Source organism: Kitasatospora sp. NPDC051984, from assembly GCF_044593455.1.
In the GTDB taxonomy this organism is placed as follows: domain Bacteria; phylum Actinomycetota; class Actinomycetes; order Streptomycetales; family Streptomycetaceae; genus Kitasatospora.
Map to the genome: position 1 here is coordinate 25382 of NZ_JBIUCB010000035.1, position 21687 is coordinate 47068.

Annotated in this window: 17 protein-coding genes and 1 pseudogene; 6 read left to right on the forward strand and 12 right to left on the reverse strand. The window is 71.8% G+C overall.

The features are described 5' to 3' along the window. Positions 1-6: 6 nt before the first annotated feature. From ACIHEI_RS34735 to ACIHEI_RS34760, 6 genes and pseudogenes are all read left to right on the forward strand, one after another. On the forward strand, positions 7-1722 hold the full coding sequence (locus ACIHEI_RS34735; RefSeq protein ID WP_396609569.1) for a carbamoyltransferase: 1716 nt from the start codon (positions 7-9) through the stop codon (positions 1720-1722). An 85-nt stretch (positions 1723-1807) separates the two neighbouring features. Continuing rightward, positions 1808-3196, forward strand: a complete 1389-nt coding sequence (locus ACIHEI_RS34740; protein ID WP_396609553.1) for a GDSL-type esterase/lipase family protein — start codon at positions 1808-1810, stop codon at positions 3194-3196. A gap of 71 nt (positions 3197-3267) precedes the next feature. Further along, positions 3268-4680 (forward strand): annotated as a pseudogene (locus ACIHEI_RS34745) (PfkB family carbohydrate kinase); the annotation flags it as partial. A gap of 132 nt (positions 4681-4812) precedes the next feature. Next, the gene (rfaE2, locus tag ACIHEI_RS34750; protein ID WP_396609570.1) at positions 4813-5256 is read left to right on the forward strand and encodes a D-glycero-beta-D-manno-heptose 1-phosphate adenylyltransferase; all 444 of its coding nucleotides are present in this window, start codon (positions 4813-4815) and stop codon (positions 5254-5256) included. Further along, the gene (locus tag ACIHEI_RS34755) at positions 5253-6233 is read left to right on the forward strand and encodes an NAD-dependent epimerase/dehydratase family protein (protein ID WP_396609554.1); all 981 of its coding nucleotides are present in this window, start codon (positions 5253-5255) and stop codon (positions 6231-6233) included. The genes rfaE2 and ACIHEI_RS34755 overlap by 4 nt, the downstream gene beginning before the upstream one ends. A gap of 29 nt (positions 6234-6262) precedes the next feature. Next, positions 6263-6886 (forward strand): D-glycero-alpha-D-manno-heptose-1,7-bisphosphate 7-phosphatase, encoded by a 624-nt coding sequence (locus tag ACIHEI_RS34760; protein WP_396609555.1) that lies wholly within the window; start codon positions 6263-6265, stop codon positions 6884-6886. A 127-nt stretch (positions 6887-7013) separates the two neighbouring features. On the opposite strand, the gene ACIHEI_RS34765 is transcribed toward ACIHEI_RS34760, so the two are convergent. The 12 genes from ACIHEI_RS34765 to ACIHEI_RS34820 form a co-directional block, all read right to left on the reverse strand. Continuing rightward, the gene (locus ACIHEI_RS34765) at positions 7014-8696 is read right to left on the reverse strand and encodes a hypothetical protein (protein WP_396609556.1); all 1683 of its coding nucleotides are present in this window, start codon (positions 8694-8696) and stop codon (positions 7014-7016) included. A 97-nt stretch (positions 8697-8793) separates the two neighbouring features. After that, entirely contained in the window at positions 8794-9966 is a 1173-nt protein-coding gene (locus tag ACIHEI_RS34770) for a hypothetical protein (protein WP_396609557.1), read from the reverse strand. A gap of 149 nt (positions 9967-10115) precedes the next feature. Then, complete coding sequence (locus ACIHEI_RS34775) at positions 10116-10973, reverse strand: PP2C family serine/threonine-protein phosphatase (RefSeq protein WP_396609558.1); 858 nt, start codon at positions 10971-10973, stop codon at positions 10116-10118. 48 nt (positions 10974-11021) lie between these two features. Further along, positions 11022-11663, reverse strand: a complete 642-nt coding sequence (locus ACIHEI_RS34780; RefSeq protein ID WP_396609559.1) for a DUF5753 domain-containing protein — start codon at positions 11661-11663, stop codon at positions 11022-11024. 422 nt (positions 11664-12085) lie between these two features. Further along, positions 12086-12754 (reverse strand): 2'-5' RNA ligase family protein, encoded by a 669-nt coding sequence (locus ACIHEI_RS34785; protein WP_396609560.1) that lies wholly within the window; start codon positions 12752-12754, stop codon positions 12086-12088. Then, positions 12739-13749, reverse strand: a complete 1011-nt coding sequence (locus tag ACIHEI_RS34790) for an endonuclease/exonuclease/phosphatase family protein (RefSeq protein WP_396609561.1) — start codon at positions 13747-13749, stop codon at positions 12739-12741. The genes ACIHEI_RS34785 and ACIHEI_RS34790 overlap by 16 nt, the downstream gene beginning before the upstream one ends. Then, a complete protein-coding gene (locus ACIHEI_RS34795) occupies positions 13749-14693 on the reverse strand; it encodes a protein phosphatase 2C domain-containing protein (RefSeq protein WP_396609562.1) in 945 nt (314 codons plus the stop codon). Before ACIHEI_RS34795 ends, ACIHEI_RS34790 begins: the two co-directional genes overlap by 1 nt. Before the next feature lie 5 nt (positions 14694-14698). Continuing rightward, complete coding sequence (locus ACIHEI_RS34800; protein WP_396609563.1) at positions 14699-15655, reverse strand: hypothetical protein; 957 nt, start codon at positions 15653-15655, stop codon at positions 14699-14701. A 101-nt stretch (positions 15656-15756) separates the two neighbouring features. Continuing rightward, positions 15757-16905, reverse strand: a complete 1149-nt coding sequence (locus tag ACIHEI_RS34805) for a hypothetical protein (RefSeq protein ID WP_396609564.1) — start codon at positions 16903-16905, stop codon at positions 15757-15759. A gap of 126 nt (positions 16906-17031) precedes the next feature. Further along, positions 17032-17847: a hypothetical protein gene (locus ACIHEI_RS34810; protein ID WP_396609565.1), complete on the reverse strand. Its 816-nt coding sequence runs from the start codon at positions 17845-17847 to the stop codon at positions 17032-17034. A gap of 56 nt (positions 17848-17903) precedes the next feature. Beyond that, positions 17904-19895 carry an ATP-binding cassette domain-containing protein gene (locus tag ACIHEI_RS34815; protein WP_396609566.1) on the reverse strand — a complete coding sequence of 664 codons (1992 nt, stop codon included), beginning with the start codon at positions 19893-19895 and terminating at the stop codon, positions 17904-17906. Beyond that, the gene (locus tag ACIHEI_RS34820; RefSeq protein WP_396609567.1) at positions 19892-21571 is read right to left on the reverse strand and encodes a hypothetical protein; all 1680 of its coding nucleotides are present in this window, start codon (positions 21569-21571) and stop codon (positions 19892-19894) included. The genes ACIHEI_RS34815 and ACIHEI_RS34820 overlap by 4 nt, the downstream gene beginning before the upstream one ends. Positions 21572-21687: the final 116 nt, after the last annotated feature.

Below are 21687 nucleotides of genomic sequence, written 5' to 3' on the forward strand. Positions count from 1 at the left end.
GGAATCGTGCTGGGACTGGGCGGCCCTTACTACCACGACGCCTCCGCCTGCCTGGTCATCGACGGCCGCATCGTCGCCTTCGCCGAGGAGGAGCGGTTCTCCCGCCGTAAGCACCACAAGGACTCCCGCTCCTGCGCGGTGGCCGCGGCCTACTGCCTGGCCGACGCCGGTATCACCCTTCAGGACGTGGACGAGATCGCCATCGCCTTCAACCCCACCTGGCCCACCCCCAGCGACACCTGCACCGACGCCGACCTGATCTCCGAACTCCTCGACCCCGCCCTGTTCGGTGGCCACCGGCCCCGCGAGGTCACCGTGATCGAGCACCACCTCGCGCACGCCGCCTCCGCATTCCACCCCAGCGGGTTCGACGAAGCCGCCGTCCTGGTGGTCGACGGCTCCGGCGACGGCGTCTCCGCCACCCTCGCCCACGGCACCACCAGCGGCCTGAAAGTCCTTCGCCAATTCCCCTTCTCCCAGTCCCTGGGCTGGTTCTACGAGACGGTGGCCGAACACCTCGGGCTCGGCGACTGGACCAGCTCCGGCAAGCTCATGGGCCTGGCCGGCTACGGCGACCCCGACCGCTACACCCTCGACTTCCTCACCCCCAGGGCCGGCGGCTACCACCTGGACCTGTCGAGCTACGGCATCCGCCCCGACGAGAGAATCGAGGACCAGTACACCGACCTGCGCTACTACCGCCGCCTCAAAACCGCGTACGCCGCCGCCTACACCGACCTCGGCATCCCGCCCCACCGCCGCGCCCGCACCTACAGCGGCGGCCGGATCATCCCGGACACCGGCTACCTGCCCGAGCACGCCGACCTCGCCGCCTGCGCACAGCGCCTGCTGGAGCAGTGCCTGACCGAGCTGGCTCGCGACGCCCTCACCACCACCGGCGCCACCCGGCTGTGCGTCGCGGGAGGTGTCGGCCTGAACTGCTCAGCCAACGGCCGCCTCGCCCAACTGCGCGAAGTGGAAGAGCTGTTCGTCCAGCCGGCCGCCGGCGACGCCGGATGCGCCATCGGCGCGGCCCTCGAGGCCGCGCTGCGCCGCGGCGACCTCACCCTGCCCGGCCCGGCGATGACCACCGCCGCCCTCGGCCCCGCGTTCGCCCCCGGCGCCGTGCGCGCCCTCCTGGACGAGTCCGGCCTGCCCTACCGTGACATGGGCGAGGACCTGCCGATGGCCGCTGCCGGGCAGATCGCGCTCGGGCGCACCGTCGGCTGGTTCCAAGGCCGCATGGAAGCCGGACCCCGCGCGCTCGGGCACCGCAGCATCCTCGCCGACCCCCACCACACGAGCGCCCGCGACCACATCAACCACCGCATCAAGCACCGTGAACCCTGGCGTCCCCTGGCCCCCGCCCTGCTCGCCGAGGCCGGCCAGGACCTGCTCGGCACCGACGCCCCGCACCCGTTCATGATTGTCGCCCGGCAGGCCACCGAGACCGCCCGCAAGCTCATCCCGGCAGCCGTGCACACCGACGGCACGCTGCGCCCGCAGACCGTCGCCCGCGACGACACCGACCCCTACGCATGCCTGCTGGCCTCGTTCGCGGAGCAGACCGGCCGCCCGCCCGCGCTGCTGAACACCAGCTTCAACCACGAGGCCGAGCCGATCGTGTGCACCCCGCGCGACGCGGTCGCCACCTTCGCCGCCGGGCCGCTCGACGCCCTCGCGATCGGCCCGTTCCTCGTCCGCAAGGAGCACGCCAGCTGACTGTCCGACACTGAACGCTCACAGCCGGTACGTTGACTCCGGCCCTGGCCATCATCCACAGCAAGCCGAAGGATCGATTCCCGCGATGACCAGCACGACCCCTCCCGCCACCCCGAGCGTCGCCGAGAGGCTGCGCGCCGAGTACGGCGCGGCGCTCACCCTCGGCGCCGACTGCGACCTGCCCGACGACCTCGTGGTCGAAATCGACCAGGGCGCCCACCTGACCCTCGGCGACCGGGTCTTGATCCGCCGCGGCTCCACCATCCAGGTCCACCGCGGCGCCACCGTCGCCATTGGCGACGACGTCGCCATAGGAGAGCACGCCTTCATCTCCGCCATGGCCGGTATCCATATCGGCAACGGCGCGGCGCTCTCGAACATGGTCGACCTGCACGACCACAACCACCGCCCCCGCACCCGGGCGAACGTGCCCACCGGGCAGCTCGTGCCGTGGGCATCCGGATTCGACGCCGCGCCGATCATCATCGAGCCCGGCGCAATCCTCTCCAACAAGGTCACCGTTACCGGCGGGGTCCGCATCGGAGCGAACGCGCTGATCGGCGCGAACGCGGTGGTCTCCCACAGCATCGCCCCCGACACCATCGCCACCGGCGTCCCGGCCAGTGCCCGCCGTACCTTCGACGGAGCGCCCGCACCGCGCGAGGACCGGCGCTCCTTGATCGTCGGCTTCTTCGGCACGAGCATCATGGAGCACCTAGAGGCGGTCAACGCGCAGATGACCACCCAGGCCAACCTCCCCGAGGTCGGCTCCAAGGTCACGGTCGAGGCTTGGACCCCGCGCGGCTGGGTCCACCGCCTCAGCCTTTCCCTGCGCGCCGCCTTCCCGCACGCCACCCTGGAAGTCCGCAATCACGGCGAGGGCGGCGCCACCAGCCGCGACATTGCCAGCACCGTCGAAGGCGACCGGGCCACCAGCGGCACCGACTACGACCTGGTGTTCCTCGGCTGCGGCATCAACGACGTCTGGCGCCGCTTCCAGAACCGGATGTCCGAGGCGGTCGACCTCGCCGAATACACCCAGCACATGCACACCATGCTCGGCCAGCTCAGCGGCTACACCCGAAAGATCGTCGTCGTCTCCGAGACACCGTTCGGCCCCATCGACGACCCCGGCACCGTGGCAGAGATGAACGCGGAGCTCTCCCGCTACAACGAGGCCGCCGCCAAGGCCGCCGCCGCCCACGACGCGCTCTTCCTCGACATGTGGGCACCGTTCACCGCAGCCGCCCGACACCTCGCCCCCGCGAACACCGACGACGGCGCAGCTGGCCTGTGGAGCGACGGCGTCCACCTGACCGAGCTCGGGGACACCGTGCTGCTCCAGCAGACCGAGAAACTCCTTGCCGAGCACCGCATCGTCGAAAAGCTCCTCGACTATCCGTTCCTGGAGCGAGACGCCGCCCTCGCCGCCTACGGGCCGATGTTCACCCGATTCCGGCCGGCCAACAACTGAAGCCCCGGGGCGTCCGGCGCCGGACGCCCCAGCCATCCTCACCCGACCGCTTCGTTCGCCGAGGGAGCCCCGTGACCCACCCGGGCCGCGCACACATACAAGCGCTCACCGCCGCGTTACCCCTGCTCGACGCCGGCCGCCTGCAGGACTGGGGCCTCGCTCTCGCCGAACGACTGCCCGCAGGCGGCCGGCTGCTGGTCGCGGGAAACGGCGGTTCGGCCGCCGAAGCCCAGCACCTGACCTCGGAGCTGGTCGGCCGCTTCCGCGCCGAGCGGCCACCGCTGTCGGCCATCGCTCTGCACGCCGACTCCTCCTCGGTCACCGCCATCACCAACGACTACGGCCCCGAACAGGTCTTCGCCCGTCAGGTTCGCGCCCACGGCCGCCCAGGCGACGTCCTGCTGCTGCTCTCCACCTCCGGCACCAGCCCGAACATCCTCGCCGCCGCCCAGGCCGGCCGGGAGACGGGCCTGACCGTCTGGGCACTGACCGGGCCGGCCCCGAACCCGCTCGCCGTTGCTGCCGACCAGGCCGTGTGCGTGGACGCCGCCCAGGTCGCCACCGTCCAGGAATGCCACCTGGTCGCCGTACACCTGCTGTGCCAGGCCGTCGACACACACCTCACCGAACCGGCCGCGGCCACCGGAGCGCAGCCGGACGCCGCGCGAAGGCTGGTGGTCGTCGGCGACGTCCTGCTGGACCGTGACATCACCGGCATCGCCGACCGGCTCTCGCCGGAAGCCCCCGTGCCCGTCCTCTCCGGCGCCCAGAGCGCAGACCGGCCGGGCGGCGCCGGGCTGGCCGCTGTCCTCGCCGCCCGGGAACCCGGCTGGAAGATCACCCTCGTGTGCGGCATCGGCCAGGATGAGGCCAGCGGCCGGGTGCGTGCCCTCCTTGACGAAGCCGGCATCGAGGTCATCGATCTGGCCGTCAGCGGCACCACCCCGGTCAAGACCCGCGTTCGCGCCGCCGACCGTACCCTGCTCCGCTTCGACACCGATGCCGACCCGCTCCCGCTCGGGCCGCTGCCCAACTCGGTCCGCGACCGGCTCGCCGAGGCCGCAGCGGTCCTGGTCTGCGACTACGGGCGCGGCATCACCTCCCACGAGGAACTGCGCCAGGCCCTCACCAGCGCGGCCGCCGACCGTCCGCTGGTGTGGGACCCGCACCCCAAGGGGACAGATCCGGTCCCCGGTACGGCACTTGCCGTCCCGAACAGCGACGAAGCCCTTCTGTTCACCGACCGTGTCGGCACGTGCGACCTCACGGGCGACACCGCCCGCGCCCTCAAGTTGCTGACCGCCTGGCCCGTCAAGCAGGTTGCCATCACCCGGGGCCGCGACGGCGCCGTCCTGGTTGCGGATGCTGAGGGCCACCCTCTGGCCGTGCCCGGCAGGCCCACCGCCGGAGACACGTGCGGAGCCGGAGACCAGCTGGCGGTCACCGCGGCCGTGACGCTCGCTACGGGACGCCTGCCCTCCCACGCCATCGCCACGGCCGTTGAAGCCGCCACCGGCTACGTCGAAGCAGGCGGCCCCAGCTCCCTGACCACGCCTCACGCCCCGCGCAGTTTGGACCCGCTGGACCTGCTGGACCCGCTGGACCCGCTGGACCTGGTGGCTCGCGTACGGGCGCGCGGCGGGAAGATCGTCGGGGCCGGTGGCTGCTTCGACCTCCTGCACGCCGGGCACCTCTCCCTGCTGGAACAGGCCCGTCTTCTCGGCGACGCCCTGATCGTGTGCATCAACAGCGACGCCTCCGTACGCCGACTCAAGGGCGACGACCGGCCAGTCATCGGCGAACGCGAACGCGCCGCGCTGCTGACGGCGCTCGACTGCGTGGACGGCGTGATCGTCTTCGGTGAGAACACCCCTGCAAGGGTGCTGACAGAACTCCGCCCCGACATCTGGGTCAAGGGCGGCGACTACGCCGGTCGGCGGATCGCCGAGGCTGACCTCGTCGAGAGCTGGGGCGGCGAAGTCGTCACCGTGCCCTTCCTGGACGGCCACTCAACCACCACCCTGATCCAGCACGTCGCCCAGCAGGCAGGCGCCCGATGACCCGCATCAGCCGCGTCCTGGTAACCGGGGCAGCCGGATTCATCGGCCGCCACACCGTGACCGCCTTCCACCATGCCGGCCACAAGGTCACCGCCGTCGACCTGCGCCCCACACCGACCCACCTCGCCGGAGCGGCCCGCTGGCGGCGAGGCGACTTCGCCGACCCAGCGCTCCTCGCCGAGATCGCGGCCGGCCGCTTCACCACGGTCGTCCACCAGGCCGGCAACAGCGACACCCGAGCCCCAGCCGGCCCCGACCTGGACGAGACCAACACCCTCGGCCCGCTCCGCCTGGCCAACGCCTGCCGCATCGGCGGCGCCCGGCTGATCTACGCCTCCTCCCACTCCGTCTACGGCACCCTCCACCACCGAACCCCCATCGCCGAGAACGCCGACACCGACCCCAGCTGCTGCTCCGGCCCGCTCAACCCATACGCGGCGTCCAAACTCGCCCTCGACCAGCAGATGCGCACCCGTCACGCCACCGGCCTCGACTGGATCGGGCTGCGCTACACCAACGTCTTCGGGCCCGACGAAACCGACAAGGGCCCCATGGCCTCGATCCTGTCCCAGCTCCTGCGCCAAGCTGCGAACACCGGCCGCATCCGCGTGTTCGACGACTCCCTCACCGCCGCCCGCGACTACATCCCCGTGGAGACCGTCGCCACCACCATCGTCCAACTCGCCACCACCCGACCCTCGGTACCTGCCGCGGTCTACAACCTCGGCACCGGGATCGCCGTCTCCTTCGCCGACATCGCCCAGCGGTGCGCCCGGCTGCACCGCGAAGCCACCGGATACACACTGCATCTCGAGCTCGTCCCGAATCCCGTGACGGCCGCATATCAGTACTTCACCTGCGCGGATATGGCCATGCTCGACAAGGCCCTGCCCAGTAGGCCAGCTGCTTCGGCTGCCTCCGTCGAAGCCCGTGCCGCCGAGCTGTTCGGGTCCTTCCATAACGATGCATCCGGATGAGGAGCGACCGAAGGAACCCTCAGCGGGCCGTGTTCCTCGACCGCGACGGCACGGTAACGCAGCCGCGCCACTACCCCTCCCGGCCCGATGACCTTGTACTGCAAGCCGACATCGGGCCGGCCCTGCACTCTCTTCAGAAGGCGGGCTTCGTCCTCGTTCTGGTCACGAACCAAAGCGGAGTGGCCCGTGGGTTCTTCACCGAGCACACCGTGCACACCATGCACGAACGACTCGGCGCGATGCTGGCCGACCACAACGTCCGCCTGAACGGGATCTACTTCTGCCCTCACCACGTCGAAGGCAGCGTGGCCCAGTTCCGAAGGCTCTGCCAGTGCCGCAAACCCGCACCCGGCATGCTCTATCAGGCCGCCCAAGACCTCCGACTCGACCTCGCTCGATCATGGATGGTCGGCGATTCCCCCTGCGACATAGCCGCCGGGCACTCCGCCGGAACACGCACCGCTCTTGTCGGCACTTCGTCAGATAGCCTTCCACCCCCGGACATCTGCTCCGCCTCGGTGGCCAAGACACTCCTCGCGGTGCTGCGCACCTCCGGCCGCGAAGGAAGTCCACCCGGCGGGGACGATGGTGGCCAAGGTGTCGTCGATGAGGACTCCGGGGGCGGGATCGGTGGCTGCTGGTCACGGGCCTGATGGTGTCCAGCACAGGGCCCCGGGGCGTCGTAGACACGACCGACCGCCTGCACGTTCAGGTTGCCCATCGTCCGGTGGAACGCGATGGACCGACATGATCAGCCGGCAGCTCCCGGGGGCGGCCTGGCTAGCTCTCCTCGTTGCTCTGCATTCGCCACAGCACCAGTTCCGGCAGCATGCCAGCTGTGGGTGGCCACGGTGCGGCGGGCTTGCGTCCGGCAGCGGCACCCACGTCGTACACGGCTGCGCCGGGGGCGCTTGCGGCGGCCAGAGCGCCTGTGTACCAGCCCATGTACCTGGACATTTGAAGGAACGTGTCTTCGCCGGGCAACGGCGGCACCGCCCGTCCGGCAGCCCGGTCGACCTCGTCGTAGTGCTGGCCAGTGGCCTTGACTGCTTCGGTGAGGTTCTGGCCGTCCGTGAGGAACAGCGTGGTCTTGATCAGGTCTCGGAAGCTGCGCCCCCGCTCCCACTCGTCGCTGATGAGGACCAGTTCGGCGTCATCACGGCCGGCGCGCTGGTTGAGGTAGGCGAGGGACACACGGGTTTGAGTGCCGTCCTCGGTGACGATGCCGATCCCTCGCACCGGCAGGTTGAAAAGCTCTCGCACCGGAACCTGAGCGCTGGGCGGCAGGGCGTAGCGGGGGCCGCCGTGCAGCAGGACGTGGCGTCCGCCGCTGCGCCAGGCGCCGATGGCGGCGATTCGTTCGGCGTCTCGGAATGCCTGATGCCTGGGGGTGTGCCATTGCTGGATGAGCCAGTGGGCGATCTCGCCGACGGGCATCCAGCACCACGGTTCCCATGTTCCGTGGTCGCGGACCCGTAGTTCTTCCAGTTGTTCCAGGATTCCGGGGTACTGCTGGAAGATCTCCGTCTCCCGCCGGTGGCAGCGGTCGGCGACCTCGCGGTAGAGCTGCGCGGCGTGGTGGAGGTCCGGGGGGAGTTGGTGGTCGAGGTCTTCGGGGAAGGGCCCGTGGGACAGCCGGGCCGGTGGCGGGGTGGTTTCCGGGTCGATGCCGCCGATCTGCGGGCCGTAGGTGTCGAAGAGCCAGGAGTGCTTGGTGGTGGCCCGGGTGAGGATCGCCTGCCGGGTTGTGTCGGCCGAGACGGTGGTGGCTACGCGGACGGTGCGCTGCTTGGCCTTCTGTGCTGCCAGGGCGCGTCCGATGACGGGTGAGGGCCGCTGGTCGGAGAGTTCGGTGGTGGGGTCAGTGAGTGCGTACCAGGCTGCGACGACGGCCCGAAGGGGCTCGGCGGAGTAGGTGAGGTCGTCCGGCAAGGTCGCCTCGGTCAGGCGGGTGTCGAGGAGGGGCGCGTAGGGCAGGTGCAGCTCGAAGTCCCGCATGAGGGGGATGACGCCGTTGTTGACGCTTCGTCCGTCGGACCACCAGGTCAGGTGCACGCCGGGGCCGAAGCCCTCCATGGCCGGACCCCAGGAGGCGGCCACGATCGAATATGTGCCGGCGTCGTACAGAGGGGCGGCGGTGACGAGCAGTCCGGACGAAGCGGGCAGGACGTCCTCGGTGAAGATCAGCGGCAGCGATCGGTCCGAGGCCAGGGCCCGGACAGCGTCCACCACGGGGGTGTCGAGAACGAATGTCGCGCCCCCGGTGACACGGCGGTCCTCGGCCGCCAGGACCCGGTCGATTCTCTCCCTGCGGGGGAGGTCCGCCCAGCGGGCCGGGCACAGAAGTGGGTGGCCCTCGGACTCGAAGTGGCTGTACAGCATCCGGCTGTCCGCCGACCGCAGGAACCTCAGGTGATCCGAGCGGAGACCGCCGGCCAAGTCGGAAAGCTGACGCTGAGACATGACCGGAACCGTAATGCGTCACTGACCCGCGGCCAAGCGGTCGAGCTCACGACGGATGCGAGCCTTGTGTGTTCACCGTTCGGCGGTGCTGCAACGGTCAGGGCGCGTCGGTGTGCTCGTCGAGCAGGAGGAGCATGTCGGCGGCGGTCGACGCGACGTGGTGGACTGGCGTGGGGTCGTCGGCGTGGCGGGTGAGGATGAGCTCGTACAGGTCCGCGACGGGGTGCTGCGGCAGGGTCGGCCACGAGGTCGCCAAGTAGGTGTGGCAGACGACGTGCCAGGTGAGCCGGCGGGGGTGGGGCGAGGCGCCCCATTCCGCTCGGGTGGAGGACCAGCGGGCGGCTCCGGCGATCGCGTCGCGCAGGTCGTCAGCGACGGCGAGGGGGGTCGTGGCCCGGGCGAGAAGTTGGTCGAGGTGGTCGGCGCAGGACTCTGGCGCCTCCGGGGAGGGCCGGTGGGAGAGACGGGCCCGGTCGGCCTTGGGGGTGTCGGCGGGGCGTTCGGGCCAGGCCAAGTCCTCAGTCGCGCGGACGTGTTCGGCGGGGACGTACTGGTCCTCGGCGACGTTGTCGAGGTCGAGGATGTAGCCGGCGGGGCCGTCGATGCTCCGGTCGGCGTCGTCGACGTCCCACGTGGTGCTGCGGACGTAGCCGCGGTGCCCGGTGAACTCGCCTGCGGTGACCTCGGCCCGGTCGTGGCGGTGAAGGCCGCTGCAATCGGCGGCGAGGGCGTCCTCAACGACGCCGGCTGCCCATCTGGTGCAGATCTCGATCGCGGGGTCCGGCCCTCCGCCGATGCCCCTGTTCATCCCGTCCCACCGGCGCTTCGGGCGTTCGGTGTTCAGCCGTTCGGCGGGCGCGGTGTCGCCGGCCAGCAGCGCGACGGTGTCGCGCAGACCGAGTTCTCCGGGCAGGTTCGGGTCCCAGGTCCGGGTGAGCCAGCGCCAGCAGTCGGCCACCGGGTCTCCTCCCGCGGCGGTGTGCGACAGGTCGTGACCGTGGCGCGGAAGAATCTCCGCCAGGAACGCCTGGAGGGCCCGGTCGTCCTGCAGTAGCCACAGAACGTCCTGCCAGCGGATCTCCTCGACAGCGGCGCCGTCGCGCAGGTGCACCGCGTACAGCGCCATCGCGACGATGCCGCGCATCGCCACGTCGTCCCAGCAGTTCTCGTCGACACGTTCCCCGACGGTGCTCCGCGATGCCGCGGTCGCGTCGGTGGCACGCCGCCGCGCGGCGTCCCAGATCTCGCCCTGCCGGGAAGTGGGTGGCATCACGGGGCTCCTGGTGCTGGTCGGGACGTCGGCGAAATACGGGAGTGACGGGAGTGGCTCGTGCAGCGTAGCGGGGCGGTTGGCCCGGGCGCGGAGACCGGCCCGGACCGGAAGGCAAACCGAAATCCGGCCCGGGTCAGGTTGGTTGACTACTCGTCGGAGCGGACCGGCGCGAGGGACGCCAGCACCTTGTCGTCGGACAGCTTGTAGCGGGGAAACGCGCGGCCGTTCGGGTCGCGCTGCTCGATCAGGTGGACATCGTCGACCACGGCCTGCGGACCGCCCTTGGTTCGGCAGGCGGCGGCTATCTTCGGCCAGGTGTACAGGCGGTAGTCGTCGACCGCACTGGAGACGCCGTCGGTGGCGATCAGGATTTGGGCTACGTCCGCGAGCGGCCAGGAAGCGGTGCGCGCCTGGTGGCCGGCCTCCGGCACGGCCTCGGCCACCCAGTAGCCGCCCGGCTCGTTGATCCAGGCCATCTGCTCGTCGCGCAGCTCGCGCAGGAGCTGGCGGTGCTGGTCGTCGAAGCCCGTGCCGTCGGCCAGGCGGCGGCGGTAGAGGGCGGCCTGAGGCCAGGACTCGACGAGCGTCGCCAGGCGGGTGTCGGTGTGCACGTCCTCGTAGCCGTCGTGGCCGATCACCACGACGGGGCTGTCGCCCAGAACGGCGGCCTCCACCTGCTGGCCGCGGACGCGCACGATCGACACCGTCGCGGCCGGCGACGCGCCCGGCGACAGCCCGTACGCTCGGGTGATCTCGGCGATGGCGTCGTGCAGGATCTCGGGCAGCTCTGCATCGGCGCCCGTCGTGAGCCGGTCGATCAGCAGGCGGCCGAGGGTCTCGGCGTACCAGCCGCCCCGTGGCTTGTCGTCGCTGAGGGTCGAGACTCCGTCCAGGACGACGACGGCGTCACCGGAGGGGGTGGAGAGGATGCGGTCCTCGCTGGGCCGGTCGGTCCGGCCGGCGCGCTCGCCGGTCTGGACGTCGAACAGGGCAGGGGTGGTCACGGGCAGGGTCCTTAGGGGTCAGGGGTGTCGGGTCCGGCGGAGTCGCGGTCAGGTGCTGCGGAGGGCGGCGGTGATGAGGGCACGGGCGTCCTCTCCGTACACCGCGGACCGGCAGAGCCGGTCGAATGCCCGGTGGAAGAGGGGGACGCGGTTGTCGAGGATCGTCTCGCTGCCGCGGTAGCCCTCGACCTCGACGCGCTTGGTGTCGAAGATGCCGAAGCTGCCGCCGGGGTAGACGTCGAGCGGCGCGCGGGCGGGGATGACGCCGAGGGTGAGGCCGGGCACGGACAGGGCGTCGAGGAGGTGTTCGAGCTGGGGGCGCATGACGTCGGGACCGCCGATGCCGGTCAGCAGGGCCTGTTCTCCGAGTAGGACGTGGTAGATCCGTCCGTCCTGGCCGAGGTACTTGGCGCGGGTGAGGCGTTCGGCGGTGCCGGCCTCGATGTCGCGCGGGATCTGGTGCAGGTCGACAACCAGGCGCAGGACCTCCGTCGCGTAGGCACGGGTCTGTAGGTTCCCCCAGACGATCGCGGGGCTGTAGCCCTCGTAATGCCGGGTCTGCTCGTAGAGTCCGCGGAAGGCGGCCTGGGTAGGGCCGGTGCCTTTCTGGAGCAGCGCGGACCGGGCGGACCGGGAGGCGGCCGGGCCGGTGGAGGCGCGCTCCGCGTCGGGGGTGGTGGGGCTGTTCATGGTCTCCTCCATGTGGGCGTGGTGATCGGCGGGTTCGGCCGGGCGGGCGCCGTCCGGCCGGGTCGGACGTCGGCGTTCCCCTACCCGGCGGTGGCCGGAGCGGTCGCCGGCGGGACGGAACTGGAGGGACTGGCGGGGGCCGCAGGGGCACCGGTGCCGAAGTGGTTCGCCAGCCATATACCGGCGATCAGGCCGATGACCCCGACCGCGACGACAGTGTTGCTCGTCCATCGCCGGCCCTCCGGAGCCTCCGGCTCGGCGGTGATCGTGTACCTGAGAGTCATTACTTCTGCGGTCCTTCGAGTTCGGTGGTGCCGTGGCTCGCCGCCCGGGCGCAGTCCGGGCGGGATGAACGTCCATGCAGGTTGCGGCCGGACTGCGCCCGGGCGGAAGAGACAGGTCGGGTCGGGAGTCGTCCGGTGTCAGGGCCGGGCGAGGTGGATCTCGTGGATGCGGTCGAAGGTGTAGCGGGGCAGCGGTTCCGGGTGCTGGCGCTCCCACACCAGCCAGATGCTGGAGACGGTGGCGCTGGTGCGGATGCCGGGCCTGATGCTGCGGCCGAGCGCGTTGGCGAGGAGGTCGGACCGGGCGGCCAGTTCGGGCGTGTCAGTGTCCTGGACGCTGTAGCCGCAGGACATGTGGGGCCAGAAGTGCTCCTCGGCCGGGGGCAGTTCGAGTCCCCCGGCGGTGAGGCCGGCGCGCACGCGCCGGTACAGCTCGGCGACGTTGTCCTCGGGCCAGATCTCCACGATGCCGGCGGCGCGGGCCGCTCTCGCCGGGCCGATTTCGATGCGGAACGGAGGCAGGTCGGCGAGCTGTCGGCGGAGGGCGTCGGCGGCGCGGTCGAGCAGCGCGTCGTCGACGCGGGTTCCGTCGGCTGTGTGGGGCCGGATCTGCTGGATCGTCATGTGGAGGTCGGGGGCGGGGATCGTGGTGATGATCTCCGGATACTGGCTGGTGATTTCCGCGATGCGCGCGAAGTAGGCGAAGACCTGCGGCTCCTTCGGCAGCCACAGCACGTGCGCGCGCACGAAGTCCTCATCGGGGCTGTCCGTGGTGCCCCACGCTTTTCCGTTCATGAACTTTCGCACGGTGCCTCCTTGTCGGTTCGGATGTCGGCCGGCCGGAGGTCGACGTAGACGGGCAGGTGGTCGGACGCCGCGGTGCTCGCCTCGGTGGCGTGGACGCTGTACGAGATGAGGGCGCGCGCGACGGGGCGGGTGGCGAGGATGAGGTCGATGCGGCGTTCGCCCCACGGGGACGGGTCGCCCGTGCCGTCGGGCCAGTGGCCGGACACCGGCTTCCACGGCGCGCCGAGGTGCGCAGCGGCGTCCACCGCGAAGCCCCCGCGCAGCAGGACCTCGCTCTGCCGACGGTCTGCCCGGTTGGTGGTGCCGATGGTCTCCGGGACGCACTGGTACTCCAGGTCGTCGTGGGTCTGGTCGGCGTACGGTTCGCCGTCGTAGTAGGCCGTCCGCCCGTCCGGACCGATGACTTGGGCGGCCGAGAGGCCGTTGAAGTCGCCGGCCTCCACGGCGGGCCGGGCTCCGCCGGTGCATCGCAGGAAGCCCTTGATGCGGATGGCTTCGTTCGCGCGCTGGTCCGGGCGGAACGGGTCGCCGTGGTACGAGAGCACCAGGAGCGCTTCGGCGGCGCCGACGTCGAATTGGAGAGTGGTGAGGCCGTGGTGGAAGTCGGGTGCGCCGAACGCCCGGAAGGTGCCCGGCACCGGCTGGACCGTGGTCGGGTCCCACAGGATGGCGGTGTACCAGAGGTGGCCGACTCCCGGGGCCATGGCGGTGTCGGCGGTCCCGTCGGAGATCGCTGCGCTCAGGCCGCAGTCGGCGGCGAACCTTGCGATGACGGCGGACGCTTCCCGGTCGCGCCGCTCGGCCGCGTCGGCGGCGCTCTCGTGCTGCCGCCGGGCGCTGGGGACGAGGACTTCCTGCAGGCACAGGACGTCCGGGCCGATCTCGCGGATCGCGTCCACACGGGCCTGCCAGCGGGGAGTGCCGAACTCGCCGGTGCCGAGCTTGTAGGCGTTGTAGGTCGCCAAGCGGATGGTCTCGGGCGGGCGGGTTTCCATCAGTGCTCCTTCGAAGCGGGCAACATGTGGCTGGTGGGGGCCTGGTCCTGGGCGGTCCGGGGGGCGCCCGCCTGTCGCGATGAGTGCCGTACGGCCCGCAGGTAGATGCGGTCGTCGAAGCTGACGTTGCCCGGGGTCACGCCCTTGGTCGCGGGATGCGTGCCGATGCGCAGGGGGTCCGCGAGCAGGGAGGCGCGCAGCTGCTGCTCGGCCTCGGCCAGCGTGGGGTGCGGCGCGAGGTAGCCGTCGGTGGCGAGGACGACCTCGTCCGCCCCGGCGGTGTCGAAGACCTCGACGAACTCCGGCGGCACTTCGGTCCTGCCGTCCAGGACGCCGAACGCCAGCGGGTGGCCGCCGGGCCGGTTGGCGAACAGGTGCTGCTGCACGAGCCTGGGGAGGATCAGTTCGCGGCCGGGGTCGTTGGCGGCCAGGTCCGCCTCCGGTGTGCCGCCCAGAATCCACCTGGTCAGGTGGGCGGCGCGGATGTGGGCCGCCTGGTCGTCGATCTCCTTGTGCGCGGGCATCTGCTGCCAGGCGTCGCCGCGGCGCAGTGCGAGGTGGACGTCGCCCACCCTGACGACGATTTCCTGTTCGGGGAGGAAGACGGCGGCCACGGCGCTGGGCGCGACGGGGTCGTCGGGGTCGACCCCGAAGGCGTGGCGAGTCCGGGTGAGGCCCGCGGTGATCGCGGCCACCAGGCCCGCCGGGCCCCCGGCAACGGGCAGGAGCGCATGTCGGAGGGTGTCCTCGACGCAGTCGGCCGCCAGTTCTCCGCCGGTGCGCCCCTCGTAGCGCCGGCCGGCTTTGTCGGTCGCGCCGTCGATCACCGCGACGAGCACGAGGCCGTCGTCGTCGCGGACGAGCAGGCGGTCCTCGCCCGGGCCCGTGTCCGGTCCGGTCTTCGGGACGGATGCGCTCTCCGCGATGCTCCAGTCGGTAGCCATGCGGGTCACGCTCCGATCCGGAACGGCGGCGCGTCGGGGGTCCACAGCGGCTTCCGGTAGTCGTGTTCGGCGTGGAGGTGGAGGCCGGTCTCCAGGCCGTCCGGGTCGACGTCGGCGACGACCAGGGCATGGTCAGTGCCTTCCAGCGCGATCACCTCGACCTGGACGATGGCGGGCAGCAGAGCGCGGGACATCTTGATGCAGTCGATGCGCTGGGGCGGTCCCTGCCGGGCGTTGGTGGCCGCGTACATGCTGGCGGTGGGCGCGGTGGCGTTCGCCTGGCCGAGGTGGGTGGCGGCGTACTCGGCGGCGTCGTGCAGGCCGGCGGCGGTGAGGATGTCGTGCGGGGTGGTGTCGGAGGTGAGGCCGTCACGGGTGCGGTGCGCCCGGTGCGTGGTGTCCGGGATGTTCGGCCAGTCGGGCAGCGGGTTGTGCTCGACCGCGGAGAAGAGGTTGGAGTTGCCGTCCATGCCGGCCATCACGGCCTGGCCCTGGGTCTGCCAGGTGGTGATCATCCGGGCTTCCGCAGTACGCATCTCGGGGCCCTGGTAGCTGAGGTGGGCTGAGGCGAGCTGGAGGGTGGACGGGGCGTTGCGGTAGCGGACGCTGATCGCGGCCGGGGGCGTGTACCACCCCCTGCGCTGCGGCCACTCCCCGACGATCTCGAAGACGCCGGGGCGGATGAACAGGCCTGGAGGGTTGACGCGTTCGCCGTCGGCGTGCGCGGGCGTAGGCGAGAGGAAGGAGCGCATGCCGAGCGTGTTCTCGGCGGCGAAGCGCAGGCGTCCGCCGTTGCGGTGGCGGAAGGTCATCTCCTGGAGGAACAGGACGTCCAGGTCGAGCTTGGCCAGCGTTCCGAGGATGGACCAGAAGCGGTCCGTGTTCACGTTGCCCTTGCTGTCGGTCTTCTGGCCGAAGTGCTCCATGTTGAGGGTGCCGGCCCTCATGGGCTTCTTCTTCACGGGTTCGGTCTCCTTGTCGCGGGTGTGTGGGACGGCGCGCCGGGGGATGCGCCGGGCCGGCTGCGGGGGTGCTCGCGCCGGCGGCGGGCAGGGGCGGGCGCTCATGGCCGCGGTGGCGGGGAGGTCCGGTCGCCGGCGACGGCGGCGGTGATGGCCGCACCCGCCCGGAGGACGGCGGCGGTGATGCGTTCGTCGAGGTCGGGCGGCACGGCGGTGGCGCGCAGTCCGGCGCGTTCGGTGATCGCGGTCAGCTCCCGCCAGTGGCCTTCGGGAAGGCCGGCGGCCAGGTTGTGGTCCAGGACGCTCCGGGCGCTGTAGCCCTCCTGCGCGGCCAGCGCCCATTCGGTGGCGACCTTGTAGTACTGGCGGGCGGGCCCCGGCCTGTCGGCGGCGGCGAGCAGATCGACGACGGTCAGCGTGAGTTGGGTGTCGAACAGGGGGTCGCCGCTGGGGTTGTAGGGGTCGTGCGTGTCGCACATCGCGACCAGTTGTTCGTAGGTGGCGCTGCCGTCGGCGATCAGCGCGCAGGAGACCTTGAGCACCTCGGCCACCACGTGCTCCCACAGCGTGGAGACCGGTGCCTCGTCGATCAGCGTGAGCGCCGACACGTGCTTGCCGTCGAGGGCCATCGCGATCACGGCGATCTGCTGCGCGTCCCCGAGGGCGGGCTGCCACATCCGGTCGGTCTCGGTGTGGCGGCGGGCCTGCGCCCAGCGGCCGTCGGCGAGCAGGGCGCGGGTGCCGTGGGCCAGGCGCACGCCGGCCCACCACTCGCGTACCTCGTCGCGGGCGGACCGGTCGGTCGTGAGGCCGGCCAGGAACAGGCTCCGCCCCGGCAGCGCGGCGTCCTGGTTCCCGGCGATCGCCCTCTCCACCTCGGCCAACAGGGAGAGCGCCTGCTGCGCCCTTCCTTCGCGAACGAGGAGGTCGGCGGCGGTGGCCTGGAGCGTCAGTGCCTGAACGGCGCGCATGCCGTCCAGCGGCTTGCCGGCCAGGAACAGGTGCGTGTGCAGATCGCACAGCCCGTACGCCGCGCCCGCATGGCCGCGGTCGAAGGCGAGGACGGCGGCGCGGTGGTGGATGGCGGTGGCGAGGTCCGTGTCACCGGTCTCGGCGGTCTGGCGCGCGAGTTCGTCGAGCTCGGCGACGCGCTGCTCCAACCGTGGAGCCACGGGGGTCGGGCGGGCCACGAGGGGCAGGCGTGCGAGCGCGTCGGCGAGCGGGCCGGACGGAGTGGTGGTGGCGGTCATCGAGGCGCCGTCTCCTTTGCCGCGGTCGGGTCGACGGTCGTCGGCGGCAGGACGGCCAGGTAGTGCGGGCGCGGCAGGGGCGAGTGGGGCACAGTGAGTTCTTTCGGCGGCAGGGGTGGTGGGCGGTCAGGTGTCGGACCGGTGGGCGGTGTGGGTGCGCGTGTTCCGGTCGACGGCGGTGAGGAGCCGGTGCAGCGGTTCGTCGTCGGCGGCCAGTTCGGGGGCGTGGACGGCGAGGAGTTCTTGAAGAACGTGGGTGTGGTGGCGGATCGAGGCGGTGATCGTGGTCGCGCTGTCAGGTGGGGCGACCGCCGCGAGGCGCTCCAGCCACGTGTTCCACTCGGGGCTGCCGTGCCGGTGGTGGCGGGTGCCGGTTTCGCGGTCGCGCAGGATCATGGTTGCGACGAGCAGGTGCCGGGGGAGCTGGAGCACGAGGTGGGCGCCGATGAGCAGGTCCTGGCGTGCGGTCTTGAACGCGGCGAGGACGGCGTCGAAGCGGTACTCCGCTGCGATCCGCGCGAGAGGGCCGCCGGTGTCGGGCAGTGCTGGCGGGTTCGCGGTGGCGCGGGTGGCGCGGACCGTGAGGTCGATGCGCCGAAGGTCCGCGAGGACCAGCCGCACGCCGGCTTCCTGGTCGCCGACGGATCGGCTGCTGGCGTACAGGGGGCCGAGTTCGGCGGTCACGGCCAGTGCGAGCCGGTCGGCGATCGGCTGCGGGTCGCTAGTGGCGGTCACCAGGACGTCCAGGTCGGACCAGACGTCGAGCGTCCGCTCGTCGCGAGCGGATCCGGCCACCTCCAGCTTCTGCGCTGAGGGCTCGTCGGCCGCCAGCGCCCGGAGCACCGGCAGAGCCTCGTACTGCCAGCCGACCGGGGGCATTCCTGCGACGAACGGGTCGGGCGGGCCGGTGTTCGGGTCCGGTCCCCGCAGCGGTTCCGTCATCGTGTCTCCAGGAGAGGAAGAGGGGAGCACCGGCTGATCTGGTGCTCCGATCGGGATCAGTGGGTGTCGGCGCCGTCGCGACCGCGGGTCTGGTCGGGGACGGTGGTCTCGTACTGGCGGGCCTGCAGCAGGTACGCCTCGCGGTAGTGCGTGGCGGGTCGGCAGGTCATGAGGTCGGCGTGGGTGCCTTCCTCGATGAGCCGGCCGTGGTCCAGGACGAAGATCTGGTCGGCCTTGGCCGTGGCGCCGAGGCGGTGGGTGATCAGCACGACGGTGACGCCGAGTTTGGTCAGCTGGCGGATCTGTTCGAACGCGGCGACTTCGGCCTGCGGGTCGAGGGCGGATGTGGGCTCGTCGACGACGACCAGCGCAGGCAGGCGGCCTTCCTGGTCGGGCGTGGTCAGGCGCAGGCGGGTCCGGGCGAGCGCGATCTTCTGCCACTGGCCGCCGGACAGCTGGACGCCGCCTTCGAAGCCCTTGGCCAGCAGGGTGCTCCACCCGCGGGGCGGCTCGTCGAGTACAGGCTGGAGGTCGGCGTAGTCGGCGGCGGCGTCCAGCTGCTCCTGCCCGAGGGGGACCTCGGGGCGGCCGAGGAGCAGGTTGGCCCGCAAGGTGAAGATCCACCGCTGGAAGTTCTGCGCGAGCAGGGCGACGCTGCGGAACTGCTGGTGGCGGTCGCCGGCGGCGGTGTCGACGCCGTCCCAGCACACCCTGCCCCGGTGGGGCTGGTAGACGCCGCAGAGGATGTTGGCCAGGGTGGATTTGCCGGAGCCGTTCGATCCGACCAGGGCGACGACCTTCCCCCGTTCGATGCTGAGGCTGACCTTGTCCAGCGCCGGAACGTCGCGGCCGGGATAGGTGAACGACACCTCCTCGACGGTGATCGTCTCGGGGCGTTCGGGAAGCGGGGCGCCGCCGGTGGGGATCGCCCGGCGGTGGCCTTCGCTGCGCAGTTGGTCGAGGTCGCGGACGAACAGCGATTCCTCGTACAGGTGGTTGATCTGGGAGACGAGTCCGCCGATGCTGGCCGACCCGGTGCGGATGGCGACAACGGCGGTGCCGGCGGCGGCAAGCGGGATGGAGCCGTCGACCACGAGCCAGCCGAGCAGGGCGAACGCCGCGGTGGTGGCGAGGCCGGACAGGGCCGCGGTGAGCAGGTCGGTGCGGGCGCGGGCACCGGCGAGTCGGGCCTGCTCCTGCTCGGCGGAGGTGGCCATCCGCGTGTAGTGGTGGAGCAGGAACGGGCCGCTGGCGTGGACGCGCTGCTCGGCCGCCGAGTAGGGGCGGATCATCATGTCGGCAAGGGCAGTGCTTGCTCGGGAGTGCTGGAGCCAGGCGCGGGTGGATGTGTACTGGCGGCGGGCGGTGAGGACGGCGCCCCAGCCGCGCGGCGCGGTGATCAACAGCAGCATCGGAAACAGCGCGGGGTACAGGACGGACAGGACCCCGGCGGCGGAGGCGAGGGAAAGGGCCGCGGTGAGGACGGAGGTGGCCTGGCCGATGATGTTCTGCAGCGACATCGCGCCCCAGCAGGCGCTGTCGACCTCCGCCAGGAACTCGGGGTCCTCAATAGCCTCCAGCTCGGACCGACTCACGATCCCGAGGAACTCGACGGTGGCCCGCCGGAACACCGCCGGCTCCAGGCGTCCGCCCGCCCAGGAGGACGCCGCGGACAGGACCGAGGACAGCGAGGCCAGCACGCCGACGACGACGACGGCCAGCAGCGCCGCGCGCAGGACCTGTCCGACCTCGCCTGGCGCGAGAACCGCGGACAGGGCGCGGTTGGTGGCGATCAGTGCGGCAGCCGCGGCCAGCCCCCGCAGTACCTCGGCGCCGACCAGTGTGGCCAGGGCCCGCCGGTCGGCCTGCCAGGCCATCCGCCCGGCCAGGCGCAGGAACCGGGGCATCTGGCGCGCCACCGCCCAGAACGTCACCGTCCCGCTGGCCATCTCGTGTTTGGCCCACCCGTAGTCGTAGCGCATCGGACCGCCGAACAGCAGCTGTTCGCTGTCGGAGACCTCCCCGGCGGACTTCGGCGTGCTGCTCATAAGGCTCCCTCGGTCGAGGCCGGGCTGAAGTCCAGCACGAGGGCGATATCGGCCGGTGCGGCGGGCGCAAAAACGCGGGCACCGGAGCGGGCTGGGGCGCTCGTCGGCCCGGCTCCGGGCGCGAGTTGGGCGATCCGGTCGTCCAGGCGCATCTTGTCGCGGGTGCTGACCAGGCCCGCGTAGTGGTTGCGGGCGGAGGTGTACCAGCCGACGGCGATCTCCAGGTTGCCGGCGCGTTCGGCGGCCTGTCCGAGGAATTCGGTGGTGTGGGCGATCCAGTGGCGGTCGCCCGCGTCGGCGGCCTCGCGCCGGGCCCGGGTGAGCGCGGCGACGGCGGCGTCGTGGTGGCCGGCGATCGAGTACCCCTCGCCGAGGCGGGCCAGCGCGCGGGCGGCGTTGACCGGGTCGGGAGGCTGGAGACCGGCGAGCGCGGCGTGGGCGTGGTGAAGGATCGGCAGGGCACGGTCGGTGTCGCCCCGGCGAGCGGTGGCGGAGCCGAGGAGCATCTCGGCGAGCGCGGTGCCCCGGTGATCGCCGAGCTCGTGCAGGAGGACGACGGCTTCGAGGAGGTTGGGCTCGGCCTCGGTGTACCAGCCGGCGTCGTGGAGGGCCGCGCCGATGCCTGTGATGCACTGCGCGACGCCGGCGCGGTCGCCTTCGGCCTGGGCGAGTGTGAGGGCCTGCATGTAATGGTCGCTGGCGTCCATGTGTCGCTCGCCTGCGACCAGGCTCTGAGCGAGGGCGAGGGACATCTCGCGGACCGCCGCCGCGTCGCCCCAGCGGTGCGCGGCGCGCAGACCCTCCTCGTGCACGGCGATCCGCATCTCCACGTCCGGCACCAGGTCGAAGAGCGGCCGCAGGTCGCTCACGAGGGCGCAGGTGACCGCCGGGTGGTGGGAGACGGCGGCGTCCAGGGCGGGCCTGACGGCGGGGGCGACGGCCTCCAGCCAGGCCAGCGCCTGGTGGCGGCCGTTGAAACGGACCGGCGCGAGGGGCTCACCGAGGTCGGGGCGGGGCAGGACCGGCTGGTGCGGGGAGAGGATCTCCGCGCAGGCGCGGGCCGCCTGCAGAAGGTGCGCGAGGTAGCCGGCGGAGGTCTCGATGGCCGCCTGGCTCGCGCGTCCCACGCCCTCGGCCGCGGCGGCGCGGACCGCGGGCCACAGCGTGAAGACGTCTCCACGGCCGGCGACGCGGAGGGTGGCGGCGACCAGCCCCCGCCCGACAAGCTGGGCCAGGTGTGCCTGGGCCTGCCCGCGGGTGGTGCCGGTGGCCGCCGCGGCGGATGCGACGTCGACGTCCGGCGCCGGTATCAGGGCGAGCCGTTGCAGGAAGCGGGCGTCGTGCGGCGGTAAGACGGAGAGGGCCGTGGTGGCGGCGGTACGCACGGGATCGTCCGATCGCATCGGTCCGACGGGCGGAGACAGTTCAGGCAGGGCGGTGCGCAGCGGCAGGTCCAGCTGCAGGACGAGTTCGCCGGCGGCGAGCACGATGGCCAGCGGCGTGGCGTCGTAGGCGTCGACGAGCGCCGCCGCTCCCGCGGGGTCGCGGCGGGTGCGTTCCTCTCCGACGATCCGCGCCAGCAGCTGGATGCCGTGCGTGGGCGGCATCGGTCCGAGGCGGTGGTGGACGGCGCCGACGGCCTCCAGGGCGGGCATCGGGTCTCGGCCAGTGACCACGACCAGGCAGCCGAGCGCCTGAGAAAGTGTTGGGTAATCGGGTGATCACTCGTTCTTGAGGTCGTCGGCGAGGCGGCGGGCTGCTTCGGTCTCGATGGGGCCGTGCGGTTCGATCT